We start from the raw sequence: 12,052 nt of genomic DNA on the forward strand, positions 1-12,052 counted from the left end.
CGCGCCGGGCGGCTGGCGGCTGCCCTCGCGTGCTGAACGAACGGGCCTCGCGCCCGTTTTTTTGTGCCGCTGGCATGGCGGTGAACGCCTCGGGATTGTCTGACAGTCGATTTTGTGAGACACAGTGACGGGTGGTTTTATTTGCCGCAATCATTTGTTATCACTTGCCGAGGAATCCATGTCAGGCGAATTCGAGCATCGCAATCTGGGAATGTTGCTGCTGCAGGCCCGCGAGTCCGTGATGGGACTATTTCGACCGGTGCTCAAGCAGTTCTCGCTCACGGAGCAGCAATGGCGCATTATTCGCGAACTCAACGAGAGCGAGCAGGGCGAGATGGAGATTGGCCAGATCGCCCGCGAATGCTGCATTCTCAGCCCGAGCCTGTCGGGCATGCTCGAGCGCATGGAACAAGGCGGTCTGATTCAACGGCATCGCGACGCATTGGATCAACGCAAGGTGCGGGTCTCGTTGACCTCCAGCAGCCGCCAGCTGGTCAAGCAAATCAGCCCGCTGGTGGACGCGCGATACCGGGAGATCGAGGCGCGCATCGGCAAGCAGGCGCTCGCGCAGGTGTACGAAATGCTCGACGGCATCACCGCCAGCCTGCCGCGGCCCGAGCCCGAAGCGCCCGCTCCCAAGAGGCGCGCCGCGCGCCCGGCCGGCACCCCCGTGCAGCCAAAGCCGTCGGATCAGTGATAGCCCGAATTTGCTCTATTCATAATTATTTTTACAATCCGTAATTCTTTGCCGCCAAGCGGTGCGGGCTGGCCAGTTGCGGTGTGGCGTTGAGTGCAGTTCTAAAGAGGTGTGAGACAAGCATGGATCTATCGATTGCAGCCATTCTTGCGCAAGATGGCATCACCACCGGTGCCATTTACGCGCTGCTGGCGCTGGCGCTGGTGCTGGTTTTTTCTGTCACGCGCGTCATTTTCATTCCGCAGGGCGAATTCGTTTCGTATGGCGCACTGACGCTGGCGGCTCTGCAAACCCAGAAATTCCCGCTGACGAGCTGGATGTTGCTGGCGCTGGGCATCGCCACGCTGATCGTCGAGGTTGGCGCGACGCTGCGCCACCCGGAGCAGCGCAAGCGGCTCGGGCGGCTGCTGCCGGTGCTGGTGGCGAAGTATTTGATCTTTCCGCTGGCGGTGTTTGCGGTGACGCGCGCGCTGGCCGGGCGCGACCTGCCGATGCTGGTGCAGATTGCATTGACGCTGCTGATCGTCGTGCCGATGGGGCCGATGCTGTACCGCCTGGCGTTCCAGCCGGTGGCCGAGGCCAGCACGCTGCTGCTGCTGATCGTGGCGATGGCGATGCACTTCGCCATGACGGGCTTGGGTCTGGTGATGTTCGGCGCCGAAGGCTCGCGCACCCAAGCGTTTTCGGATGCCAATTTCAACTTTGGTTCGCTGATGATTTCTGGCCAGAGCCTGTGGGTGCTGGCGGTGAGTGCAGTAATGATCGTCGCGCTGTATTTCTATTTCGACCGGTCGATTTCGGGCAAGGCGCTGCGGGCGACCGCCGTCAATCGGCTGGGCGCGCGCCTGGTCGGCATCGGCACGGTGCAAGCCGGGCGCCTGGCCTTTACGCTGGCCGCGGCCCTGGGCGTGCTGTGCGGCATTCTGATTGCGCCGATCACCACGATCTACTACGAATCGGGTTTCCTGATCGGTCTCAAGGGCTTCGTCGGCGCCATCATCGGCGGTTTGCTGAGCTACCCGATGGCCGCGGCCGGCGCCGTGCTGATCGGCGTGCTGGAGTCCTTTTCGTCTTTCTGGGCCAGTTCTTACAAGGAGGTCATTGTCTTTACCCTGATCATTCCGGTCCTGCTGTGGTTGTCGTTGACCCGGCCGCACGCGGAAGAGGAAGAGGAATAAGACCAGGGAGACCATGACAATGAAAAACAAGTTCTTTTGGATATTTTTGGTGGTGATGGCGTTGCTGCCGGTGATGCCGGCGCCGGTGCGTGTGCCGGAATACTGGGTGACGCTGCTCAATTACATCGGGCTGTACAGCATCGTGTCGATCGGCCTGGTGCTGCTCACCGGTGTGGCCGGCATGACCTCGTTCGGGCAGGCAGCGTTCGTCGGCCTGGGCGCGTATGCCACCGCTTACCTGAGCTCCACCTATGGCACCTCGCCGTGGATCGGGCTGGCCGCGGGGATCCTGATTACGGTGATTGCCGCGTTGGCCATCGGCGCGGTGACGATGCGCCTGTCGGGACACTTCCTGCCGCTTGGCACGATTGCCTGGGGGCTGGCGCTGTTCTACCTGTTCGGCAACCTGGATTTTCTGGGCAAGTATGACGGCCTGAACAATATCCCGGTGCTCAAGCTTTTCGGCTTTTCTCTGCAGTCCGGCCGGCAGATGTATTACCCGATCTGGGTGGTGGTATTGCTGGCCGTGGTATCGGCGCAAAACCTGCTGAACTCGCGGCCGGGCCGGGCGATCCGCGCGCTCAAGGGCGGCGGCGTGATGGCCGAGGCGATGGGCATTCACACGGGCTGGATGAGGGTGGTGGTGTTTGTCTACGCAGCCATTCTCGCGGCCATTTCGGGCTGGCTGTATGCCTATTTGCAGCAGGCGGTGAATCCGACGCCGTTCAATCTGGATCACGGCATCGAGTATCTGTTCATGGCCGTGGTGGGGGGCGTCGCGCATGTTTGGGGGGCGGTGCTCGGCGCTGCGATCCTGACGATTCTAAAGGACTACTTACAAAATGCGCTGCCGCAGCTGCTCGGTACCAGCGGGAATTTCGAGAATATTGTCTTCGGCATCCTGATGGTTTTGCTGTTGCAGTATGCGCGTGACGGCGTGTGGCCGTTCTTCCGCAAGTTTTTCCCCGCACGGCAGCTGGCGCGCGCGCCGCAACAGGCCGAGGCGCTGGGGCGGCGCGACAAGCCGGCGCCGGGCGAGGTGATTCTGGACGTGCGCGCCGCGCGCAAGGAGTTCGGCGGGCTGGTGGCGGTCAATGACGTGAGCTTCCAGGTCAAGGCCGGGGAAATCGTCGGGTTGATCGGCCCGAACGGCGCCGGCAAATCGACGACCTTCAATCTCGTCACCGGGGTGCTGCAGGCCACCAGCGGCGAAATCACTTTCCATGGCGAGCGCATCGATAAGCTGGCTTCGCGCGAGATCGTCAAGCGCGGCATCGGGCGAACTTTCCAGCACGTGCGGCTGCTGCCCACCATGAGTGTGTTGGAGAACGTGGCGATCGGTGCGCACCTGCGCGATCGGCAGGGGTTGCGGCGGCGTCCGCAGGGCGGCGTCTGGTCGAGCGTTTTGCGGCTGGACCGCGCCGAGGAGGCGATGCTCATGCATGAGGCGGCCAGGCAGATCGAGCGTGTCGGGTTGGGCGAGCATATGTACGAGGAGGCGGGCAGTCTGGCGCTCGGTCAGCAGCGTATCCTCGAGATCGCCCGCGCGCTGGCATGTGATCCGACCTTGCTGCTGCTCGACGAGCCCGCGGCCGGGTTGCGTTACAAGGAGAAGCAGGCCCTGGCGGAACTGCTGCGCAAGCTCAGCGACGAGGGCATGAGCGTGCTGCTGGTCGAACACGATATGGACTTTGTGATGAATCTGACCGATCACCTGGTGGTCATGGAATTCGGCACCAAGATTGCCGAAGGCCTGCCGGAAGATGTGCAGAAGGATCCGGCGGTGCTGGAAGCTTATCTCGGAGGGGTGGAGTAATGGCGGACGCGATTCTGGAGGTCAAGGGCCTGTCGGTATCTTACGGCAAGGTCGAGGCGCTGCACGATGCGCATCTGCGGGTCGAGGCCGGGCAGATCGTGACGGTCATCGGGCCTAACGGCGCCGGTAAGTCCACCATGCTCAACGCGATCATGGGTGCGTTGCCGCGTACTGGCTCGAGCCGCGGCGAAGTTCTCTACCTGGGTGCAGACGTGTCCGCCGCCGGCATCGAGACCCGCGTGGCGCAGGGAATGTGCCTGGTTCCCGAAAAGCGCGAGCTGTTCGGGACGATGAGCGTCGAGGACAATCTGCTGCTGGGCGCCTATCGTCGCAAGCGCGCGGGAGAGAAGAATTTTCTCGACCAGATGGAGGTGGTGTACGGATTGTTCCCCCGCCTGGAGGAGCGGCGGCAGCAGCAGGCGGGCACATTGTCCGGCGGTGAGCGGCAGATGTTGGCGGTCGGCCGCGCATTGATGGCCAAGCCGAAGCTGTTGATGCTCGATGAGCCCAGTCTGGGCCTGGCGCCGCTGATCGTGAAGGAAATCTTTCACATCATCAGCGATCTGCGCAAAACCGGGGTGGCAACCCTGCTGATCGAGCAGAATGCCCGCGCGGCGCTACAGGTTGCCGATTACGGCTACGTGATCGAGACCGGCGAGTTGGCGTTGGAGGGATCGGCCAAGGAGTTGGCCGTAAATCCAAAAGTGATTGAAACCTATCTGGGGCTGGCCAAGAAGGCTGCCTGACGACGCGGCCGCTTCCCTCGGGCACGCCCGAGGGGAGGCCGCTAAGGACCGGTACCCCATCAAGCCGGGCTGGGCCGATAACCTGTCAGCAGGTAAGCGATGAGCTCGCGTACGCCGACAATGGCTCGGCCGAACGGCAGTGACTCCGAACCCCGGAAGAACAACCCGCGATTCACCTCGCCGCGCAGGGCGGCGGCAAGATGGCGGTCAATGCAAAACTGGCCGAATTTTGCGAGCCCATCGCGCAAGCCGCAAGCCGAGAGGCAGTTCAAACCGCTCGAGCATCGGTCGATGCCGGCTTTCGCTTTTTCCTTGAGCCGTGTCTCTTTATTCAGGTAACTGGTCAGCCAGGGCGTTTTGACCGCACGTGCGGGCAAGCCAGCGACGCTGGTCAGCGTTACGATATCTTCGGGCTCGGCTTCGGCGAGCACGGCCTTGAAATTCGGGTGTGCATCGCATTCCTGCGTCACGGCGAATGCGGTGCCGAGCTGGACGCCAGCCGCGCCCATGGCCAGGCTGGCAAGCACCTTCTCGTGGCTCTGGATACCCCCGGCGACGATCAGGGGGATTTGATCTCGCGCCAGCCCCAGTGAATCGAACAGGGCGAATGTCGCCTCGATCACGCTGGAAAATTCGAATCGAGCGTCGTTGAGGTCATCGAGGTGCGCTGCGCCCAAATGGCCGCCGGCGTGCCCCGGATGTTCGATGACGATGGCGTCCGGCAAACGGCCTTTTTTCATCCATTTTTTCAGGACGATAGCGATGCCCCGACTGTCCGACAGGATGGGCACCAGTGCGACGTCGTACCCCTGAGTGAGTTCGGGCAGATCGAGGGGGAGGCCGGCACCCATTACGATCGCGTCGGCGCCGCTTTCGCAGGCCTGACGCACATAGTCTGCGTGTGCTGCCACTGCTTTCATCACATTTACGGCGATCATGCCCTCGCCCTGTGCGAGTCGACGGGCAACTTGAATTTCGCGATCCAGCGCTACCAGGTTGGCTCGATCCAGTTTGGCCTGGTCGCGCGTGCGCCCCAATTCCGCGAGCAGGTCAGGGTGGTGGTGGCGCAGATCGACGCTGGCAATGGTGCCCATCGCTCCCAGGCTGGCGACCGTGCCGGCCAGGCGGTGCGCGGAAATGCCGACGCCCATGCCGCCTTGCACGATCGGAAGGAGTTCCCGACCCCGAATTTTGAGCGGGGCGAGTGAGTGAGGAAGGTCCATAACACCTCTGCAATTGGAAAGCCGAATGAACCGGCAGTCTGGCACGACGCAGGACACGATGAATTGAGCTAGGTTAAACATTATGTGTTTCACGTGAAACATCCGGCCTGTTGGCGCCGGGCGGAGTGAATGCGCGAGACATTAGCGGCTATAATTCGTCCATTGTGCTATTTGAAGGTTTGCTGCGCTGCGGCGGGATGCTATGTTTTATCCAACGGAATTCGATGTGATCGTTGTGGGCGGTGGCCATGCGGGCACCGAGGCAGCGCTCGCCTCCGCGCGCATGGGCTGTAAAACCCTGCTGCTGACCCACAATATCGAGACGCTTGGGCAGATGAGTTGTAACCCGTCGATCGGCGGCATCGGCAAGGGTCATCTGGTGAAGGAGGTCGATGCACTGGGTGGGGCGATGGCCGCGGCAACCGACGAGGGCGGCATACAGTTTCGGATCCTCAATTCGTCGAAAGGTCCGGCGGTTCGCGCCACGCGGGCTCAGGCCGATCGCGTCCTATACAAACAGGCAATTCGTCGTCGCCTGGAAAATCAGCCCAATCTTTGGCTTTTTCAACAGTCGGTCGACGACTTGATGGTGGAGGGCGACCGCGTGGTCGGCGCCGTTACCCAGGTCGGTATTCGGTTTCGCGGCCGTGCCGTGGTGTTGACGGCGGGTACGTTCCTCGATGGGAAAATCCACGTTGGCTTGGATAACTACACCGGCGGGCGTGCGGGCGACCCGGCCGCCGTCTCCTTGTCGGCCCGCCTGAAAGAGCTCAAGTTGCCCCAGGGGCGGCTCAAGACGGGTACGCCACCTCGCCTCGATGGGCGGACCATCGATTTCTCGGGTCTGGAAGTGCAGCCCGGTGACGCTGACCCTGTACCGGTTTTCTCGTTTCTTGGCCGCGCGGACCAACACCCGCAGCAAATGCCTTGCTGGGTAACGCACACCAATGAGCGCACGCATGACATCATTCGCGGTGGCTTGAGCCGTTCGCCGATGTACACGGGGGTGATCGAAGGAGTCGGGCCGCGCTATTGCCCTTCGATCGAGGACAAGATTCACCGGTTTGCCGAGAAGAATGCCCATCAGATTTTCCTGGAGCCGGAAGGGTTGTCGACCCACGAGTTCTATCCGAACGGCATTTCGACCAGCCTGCCGTTCGATGTGCAACTGGCACTTGTGCATTCGATGAAAGGGCTGGAGAACGCTCATATTCTCCGGCCCGGGTACGCAATCGAGTACGACTACTTCGATCCGCGCGGTTTGCGGCAGTCGCTTGAAACGAAAGTGATTGGCGGTCTGTTTTTCGCCGGCCAGATCAACGGCACGACTGGTTACGAAGAGGCGGCGGCACAGGGATTGCTGGCGGGCATCAATGCAGCGCTGCAAGTGCAGGGGCGCGAGGCGTGGTGCCCGCGACGCGACCAGGCCTATCTCGGCGTGCTGGTCGACGATTTGATCACGCGCGGCGTCTCTGAGCCCTATCGGATGTTCACCAGCCGAGCCGAATATCGCCTCTCGCTGCGCGAAGATAACGCCGATATGCGCCTGACGGAAATCGGCCGCGAGCTCGGTTTGGTCGACGACGTCCGGTGGGACGCATTTTGCCGCAAGCGCGATGCTGTTTCACGTGAAACAGAGCGGCTGAAATCGACGTGGGTCAACCCGAAGCAGTTGCCGGCAGAGGACGCGGTGCCATTGCTGGGCAAGGCGATCGATCACGAATACACGCTGGCGGATCTGCTGCGCCGCCCGGAAGTGAGCTATGCAGCCTTGATGGCGCTGCAGGGCGGCCGATTCGCGGCGCCGGAGCCGCTCGCCGACGACCCGGTTATGGCGGGGCAGGTGCGCGAGCAAATCGAGATCGGTATCAAGTATCAGGGCTATATCGACCGCCAGGCCGATGAGATCGAACGTAAGGAAGCCAACGAGCATACGCGTTTGCCCGATGGGATTGACTACAACGAAGTGCGCGGCCTTTCGTTCGAGGTGCGCCAGAAGTTGATCCAGCATCGCCCGGAAACGCTTGGGCAAGCCTCGCGTATATCGGGTGTGACGCCAGCGGCCATTTCCTTGTTGCTGGTTCATCTGAAGAAGGGTTTGGGGCGCCGCTCGGGAGCGTCCAATGGTCAACAGGCTGCCTGAGGCATTGCGTGACGGTACAAACGAAATCCGGTTCGATGACTGAGGCCGCTTCGCGCGACGCGCTGGCAATTTTGCTGCGAGACGGCGCGGCCGTGCTTGGCGTAACCCTCACCAGTGCGCAGCAAGCCAGTCTGCTCGATTATCTGGCGTTGCTCGCAAAGTGGAATGGCGTCTACAACCTGACGGCTATTCGCGAGCCGCGCCAGATGTTGATTCAACACGTCCTGGACTCTCTGGCAATCGTGCCGCACCTGGCGAAGACGCCAGTTCGGCGGGTGCTCGACGTCGGTTCCGGTGGTGGCTTGCCCGGGGTGGTGCTGGCGATCGCCCGACCCGACTGGCAAGTGACGCTGAACGATATCGTGCACAAGAAGACCGCTTTTCAGCTTCAGGCCAAAGTGGCGCTGAGACTGGATAATCTGTCGGTGGTCACCGGGCGGGTTGAGACGCTGCGGCCGGGCGTCGAGGTGGCCGGGCTGTTTGATGCGATCGTGTCGCGCGCCTTCGCCGAGTTGGCCGATTTTGTTTCCCTGGCGGGGCCTCTCTTGGCGCCCGGTGGCACACTTTGGGCCATGAAGGGTGTGCTGCCGACTCAAGAGATTGGTGCCTTGCCGGCGGGATGGTGTGTGGAAGATGTGGTGCGTTTGACGGTGCCGCAGTTGGATGCGGAGCGCCATTTGGTCGCTGTACGGAGGGACGCGTGAGGGCGGTGTGGGCGGTGTGGACGGGCGTGGTGGTGTGCGCATTGGCGCTGTGGTCGGCGCTGGCTCTGCCCGCGCAAGCCGCGCCAGCGTCTGCTGTGGCGTCGGCGGCGGTGTCGGTGCACCCGGTGGATGCCGTCGACATGGCGCGCCTTCAGGGCAAGTGGTACGAGATTGCGCGCTATCCGAATTTTTTCGAGCGGCGGTGTGCCCGTTCAGTGACCGACGATCTGAAGCTGTTGCCCAATGGGCAGCTGCATATCATCAATCTCTGCAAAAAAAGCGATGGCAGCAGCGACAGTACCTCGGGTCTGGCGCGCCCGGCTGGCGCTACGCCAAACGTTGCCCGCTTCGAGGCGAGTTTTGCGCCGCCGTGGCTGAATTGGGTTCCCTGGCTTTGGAATGACTTTTGGGTGGTCGCGCTCGACTCCGATTACCACTATGTGGCGATTGCCAATCCATCCCGGGATCATTTGTGGATTCTGTCGCGTACGGCGAAGCTCGACGCCGATTCGTACCATCAGGTTGTCGCGCAATTGCGTGCGCAGAATTTTGATATCGACAAATTGGTATTGACCCCGCAACCCTAGCAGGTTGGTGTTGACGGCATCGCAGGGGTCCGGCATCCGCCGGCCCGATCAGCAGACGAGAGGACGAAGGCGCAATGGCGAAGATTTTCTGCGTGGCCAATCAGAAGGGCGGAGTTGGAAAGACCACCACCACAGTGAACCTGGCGGCGGGCTTGGCTACGCATGGTCAGCGTGTTCTGCTGGTGGATCTCGACCCGCAGGGTAATGCCACGATGGGCAGCGGCATCGACAAGCGTTCGCTGGAGAAGAGCGTCTACGAGGTGTTGATTGGCATGGCGGACGTGGCCGAAGGACGTCAACGTTCGGAGTCGGGCAAGTACGACGTGCTGCCCGCCAACCGGGAGCTGGCCGGGGCGGATATCGATCTGGTGAGCCTCGAGCATCGTGATATGCGGCTCAAGCGAGCGCTGGCGGCCGTGGACGATGCCTACGATTTCATCCTGATCGATTGTCCGCCGACGTTGTCGCTGCTCACGCTCAACGGCCTGTGCGCGGCGCACGGGGTGATCATTCCGATGCAATGCGAATATTTCGCGCTCGAGGGCCTGTCCGATCTCGTCAACACAATCAAGCAGGTGCATGCGAATCTGAACCGGGATCTGAAAGTGATCGGCCTGCTGCGGGTGATGTTCGATCCGCGCATTACGCTGCAGCAGCAGGTTTCCGACCAGCTCAAGGCGCATTTTGGCGACAAAGTATTCAATGCAATTATTCCGCGCAATGTGCGGTTGGCCGAGGCGCCCAGTTACGGCATGCCCGGCGTGGTGTTCGATCCGTCGTCGCGGGGCGCGCAGGCCTATCTCAAGTTCGGCGCGGAAATGATCGAACGTATCGAATCTATGTAAGCGCTGCCGGCGCGTGAATGGAATAACTATGGCAACGAAAAACAACGCACTCAAGAAGAAAGGCCTGGGTCGTGGCCTCGAAGTCCTGCTCGGTGGCGGCAATGACGATGCGGCCGATGGCGCCGCGCCCGACGGCGCGCCTCATGTGCTTGCGCTGGACCAGCTCCAGCCCGGCAAGTATCAGCCGCGGACCCGCATGGACGAGGGCGCGCTGCAGGAGCTGGCGGCCAGCATTCGCGCGCAAGGGTTAATGCAGCCGCTGCTTGTCAGGAAAGTGAGCGCTGACAAATATGAAATCATCGCTGGCGAGCGGCGCTTTCGCGCTGCACATATCGCCGGCCTCTCGGATGTGCCAGTGCTGGTGCGCGAGGTGCCGGACGAAGCCGCCGCGGCGATGGCGTTGATCGAAAACATTCAGCGCGAAGATCTCAATCCGCTGGAAGAGGCGCAGGGGATTCAGCGGCTGCTCGACGAGTTCGGCTTTACGCATGAGCAGGCCGCCGAGGCGGTCGGACGCTCGCGCAGCGCGGTCTCCAATTTGCTGCGGCTGCTTAATCTGGCGCAACCAGTCCAGACGATGCTCCTCGCCGGCGATCTCGATATGGGGCACGCGCGCGCCTTGCTGGCGGTGGATGCAGCCACGCAAATCACGCTGGCCAATCAGGTCGTCAACAAGCGCCTGTCGGTGCGCGATGCCGAGCGCATCGTCAACGCGTCGCTCAAGCCGGCGCCGCAGCGCTCGGCGCGGCGTCCGGCCGAAGAGGGCGGGCGAGACGTGACGCGGCTCGAGGAGGAGTTGTCGGACATGCTCGCGTCGACCGTCAAGATCAAGGTGGGTCGCAAGGGGCGTGGGCAACTGATGATCGAGTTCGGCAGTCTCGATGCACTCGATGGCATCCTGGCGCGCTTGAGCGTCAATTAAAAATCGACATGCCAATTCGAGGTGGGCAATGCGCGGCCAAGCCGTGACGGCCTCGTGCCGCGTGGCCGCGACGCTGCTCAGGCGCCCCTGGATCGTGCTGCGGCGCGACCCGGTGCTGGCGGTGCTGTTGCTGGCGCTGGCAGTCCTGCAGCTCGGATGGCCGAGGCCTTGGGCATCGCTGCCCGGGTTGGTCGACTGGCAAACGATACTGACCCTGACCGGGCTGCTGTGGCTGACCAAAGCTGTGGAGCTTTCCGGTTTTCTTGACTGGCTGGCCCAGCGGCTGGTGCGGCGCTTGCGAAACGAACGGATGCTGGCGCTTCTGATGGTGGGATTCGCCGCTGGCCTGGCCACCTTGCTGACCAATGACGTTGCGCTGTTCGTGGTGGTGCCGCTGGCCCTCTCGCTGACCCGGATTGCCCCGCTGCGCATCGAGCGGCTGATTGTTTTTCTCGCGCTGGCAGTCAATGCCGGCTCGGCCTTGACGCCTCTGGGCAACCCGCAGAATCTGTTCCTCTGGCAGGCCAGCGGCGTGAGTTTTGCGCTGTTCGTCGCATGGATGGCGCCGCTGGCGGCCGGCCTGATGTTGCTGCTGCTGGCGCTGACTGCCTGGGCGTTCGATGCCAGGCCTCTCCAGCTGAGCGAGCGCGGTGCGCGCCACGATGTCGCGTGGCGGCATTTTGCCTTGCTGGCGGCGCTGTTTGCCGCGTTCATCGTGCTGACCGATCACCACCTGGTGATATGGGCTTGTTCGCTGGCCGGCGCGGGGTGCCTGGCGTTGCAGCGGCGCGCGCTGCGTTCGATCGACTGGCTCTTGCTGCTTATCTTCGTTCTGATGTTCGTGGTGTTGCGCCTGCTGGCGGGCTTGCCCCAGGTTCACGCCCAGCTCGGCCGCATCGACCTGTCCGTCGCGTCGCATGTCTATTGGAGCGCGGCGTTGGTCTCGCAGGTTATCAGCAATGTGCCGGCGGCGATTCTGCTCGCCGAATACAGTCACCAGTGGCGCGTGCTTGCCTATGGCGTGAGCGTCGGCGGGTTCGGTTTCGCGGTGGGATCGCTGGCGAATCTGATCGCATTGCGCATGGCAGGAACCGCGCGCATATGGTGGAAATTTCATATAGTCTCCATTCCCTTTTTCATTGCGACTACTCTGATTGGGTTGGGTGTGCTGCGATTCGTCGGCTGAAATCG

General features: G+C 62.3%; 11 protein-coding genes. 10 read left to right on the plus strand and 1 reads right to left on the minus strand.

Translation table 11 applies throughout. From position 1 onward, the window contains the following. The first annotated feature begins 178 nt into the window (after positions 1 to 178). The 4 genes from hpaR (at position 179) to PATSB16_RS19090 (ending at position 4,437) form a co-directional block, all read left to right on the plus strand. Complete coding sequence (gene hpaR / locus PATSB16_RS19075) at positions 179 to 697, plus strand: homoprotocatechuate degradation operon regulator HpaR (RefSeq protein ID WP_072628569.1); 519 nt, start codon at positions 179 to 181, stop codon at positions 695 to 697. A gap of 122 nt (positions 698 to 819) precedes the next feature. Then, complete coding sequence (locus PATSB16_RS19080; RefSeq protein WP_047215584.1) at positions 820 to 1,875, plus strand: branched-chain amino acid ABC transporter permease; 1,056 nt, start codon at positions 820 to 822, stop codon at positions 1,873 to 1,875. A gap of 19 nt (positions 1,876 to 1,894) precedes the next feature. Further along, positions 1,895 to 3,691, plus strand: coding sequence for a branched-chain amino acid ABC transporter ATP-binding protein/permease (locus tag PATSB16_RS19085; RefSeq protein WP_052892752.1), 1,797 nt, complete (start codon positions 1,895 to 1,897; stop codon positions 3,689 to 3,691). Beyond that, positions 3,691 to 4,437, plus strand: coding sequence for an ABC transporter ATP-binding protein (locus PATSB16_RS19090; protein ID WP_047215586.1), 747 nt, complete (start codon positions 3,691 to 3,693; stop codon positions 4,435 to 4,437). The genes PATSB16_RS19085 and PATSB16_RS19090 overlap by 1 nt, the downstream gene beginning before the upstream one ends. Positions 4,438 to 4,496: 59 nt before the next feature. Here the strand turns inward: PATSB16_RS19090 and PATSB16_RS19095 are convergent, their stop codons facing one another. Continuing rightward, the gene (locus PATSB16_RS19095) at positions 4,497 to 5,660 is read right to left on the minus strand and encodes an NAD(P)H-dependent flavin oxidoreductase (protein WP_047215587.1); all 1,164 of its coding nucleotides are present in this window, start codon (positions 5,658 to 5,660) and stop codon (positions 4,497 to 4,499) included. Between the two features lie 202 nt (positions 5,661 to 5,862). Here PATSB16_RS19095 and mnmG point away from each other — a divergent pair, with 202 nt between their 5' ends. The 6 genes from mnmG (at position 5,863) to PATSB16_RS19125 (ending at position 12,047) form a co-directional block, all read left to right on the plus strand. Then, positions 5,863 to 7,803, plus strand: a complete 1,941-nt coding sequence (gene mnmG, locus PATSB16_RS19100; RefSeq protein WP_047215588.1) for a tRNA uridine-5-carboxymethylaminomethyl(34) synthesis enzyme MnmG — start codon at positions 5,863 to 5,865, stop codon at positions 7,801 to 7,803. A 71-nt stretch (positions 7,804 to 7,874) separates the two neighbouring features. Continuing rightward, a complete protein-coding gene (gene rsmG, locus PATSB16_RS19105; protein ID WP_237170382.1) occupies positions 7,875 to 8,507 on the plus strand; it encodes a 16S rRNA (guanine(527)-N(7))-methyltransferase RsmG in 633 nt (210 codons plus the stop codon). Then, positions 8,504 to 9,094 carry a lipocalin family protein gene (locus tag PATSB16_RS19110; RefSeq protein ID WP_052892753.1) on the plus strand — a complete coding sequence of 197 codons (591 nt, stop codon included), beginning with the start codon at positions 8,504 to 8,506 and terminating at the stop codon, positions 9,092 to 9,094. Before rsmG ends, PATSB16_RS19110 begins: the two co-directional genes overlap by 4 nt. Positions 9,095 to 9,168: 74 nt before the next feature. After that, positions 9,169 to 9,939, plus strand: coding sequence for a ParA family protein (locus PATSB16_RS19115; RefSeq protein WP_047215590.1), 771 nt, complete (start codon positions 9,169 to 9,171; stop codon positions 9,937 to 9,939). A gap of 28 nt (positions 9,940 to 9,967) precedes the next feature. Further along, the gene (locus PATSB16_RS19120; RefSeq protein ID WP_047215591.1) at positions 9,968 to 10,861 is read left to right on the plus strand and encodes a ParB/RepB/Spo0J family partition protein; all 894 of its coding nucleotides are present in this window, start codon (positions 9,968 to 9,970) and stop codon (positions 10,859 to 10,861) included. 28 nt (positions 10,862 to 10,889) lie between these two features. Further along, positions 10,890 to 12,047 carry an SLC13 family permease gene (locus PATSB16_RS19125; RefSeq protein ID WP_047215592.1) on the plus strand — a complete coding sequence of 386 codons (1,158 nt, stop codon included), beginning with the start codon at positions 10,890 to 10,892 and terminating at the stop codon, positions 12,045 to 12,047. Positions 12,048 to 12,052 lie beyond the last annotated feature (5 nt).

Source organism: Pandoraea thiooxydans, assembly GCF_001931675.1.
GTDB classification, from domain to species: Bacteria; Pseudomonadota; Gammaproteobacteria; order Burkholderiales; family Burkholderiaceae; genus Pandoraea; species Pandoraea thiooxydans.

Excerpts from the sequence above, each read along its gene's own strand:
- PATSB16_RS19115 (WP_047215590.1), top strand. The coding sequence starts at position 9,169 with ATGGCGAAGATTTTCTGCGTGGCCAATCAGAAGGGCGGAGTTGGAAAG.
- PATSB16_RS19080 (WP_047215584.1), top strand. The coding sequence starts at position 820 with ATGGATCTATCGATTGCAGCCATTCTTGCGCAAGATGGCATCACCACC.
- PATSB16_RS19090 (WP_047215586.1), top strand. The coding sequence starts at position 3,691 with ATGGCGGACGCGATTCTGGAGGTCAAGGGCCTGTCGGTATCTTACGGC.
- PATSB16_RS19120 (WP_047215591.1), top strand. The coding sequence starts at position 9,968 with ATGGCAACGAAAAACAACGCACTCAAGAAGAAAGGCCTGGGTCGTGGC.
- mnmG (WP_047215588.1), top strand. The coding sequence starts at position 5,863 with ATGTTTTATCCAACGGAATTCGATGTGATCGTTGTGGGCGGTGGCCAT.
- PATSB16_RS19085 (WP_052892752.1), top strand. The coding sequence starts at position 1,895 with ATGAAAAACAAGTTCTTTTGGATATTTTTGGTGGTGATGGCGTTGCTG.
- PATSB16_RS19125 (WP_047215592.1), top strand. The coding sequence starts at position 10,890 with ATGCGCGGCCAAGCCGTGACGGCCTCGTGCCGCGTGGCCGCGACGCTG.
- PATSB16_RS19095 (WP_047215587.1), bottom strand. The coding sequence starts at position 5,660 with ATGGACCTTCCTCACTCACTCGCCCCGCTCAAAATTCGGGGTCGGGAA.
- hpaR (WP_072628569.1), top strand. The coding sequence starts at position 179 with ATGTCAGGCGAATTCGAGCATCGCAATCTGGGAATGTTGCTGCTGCAG.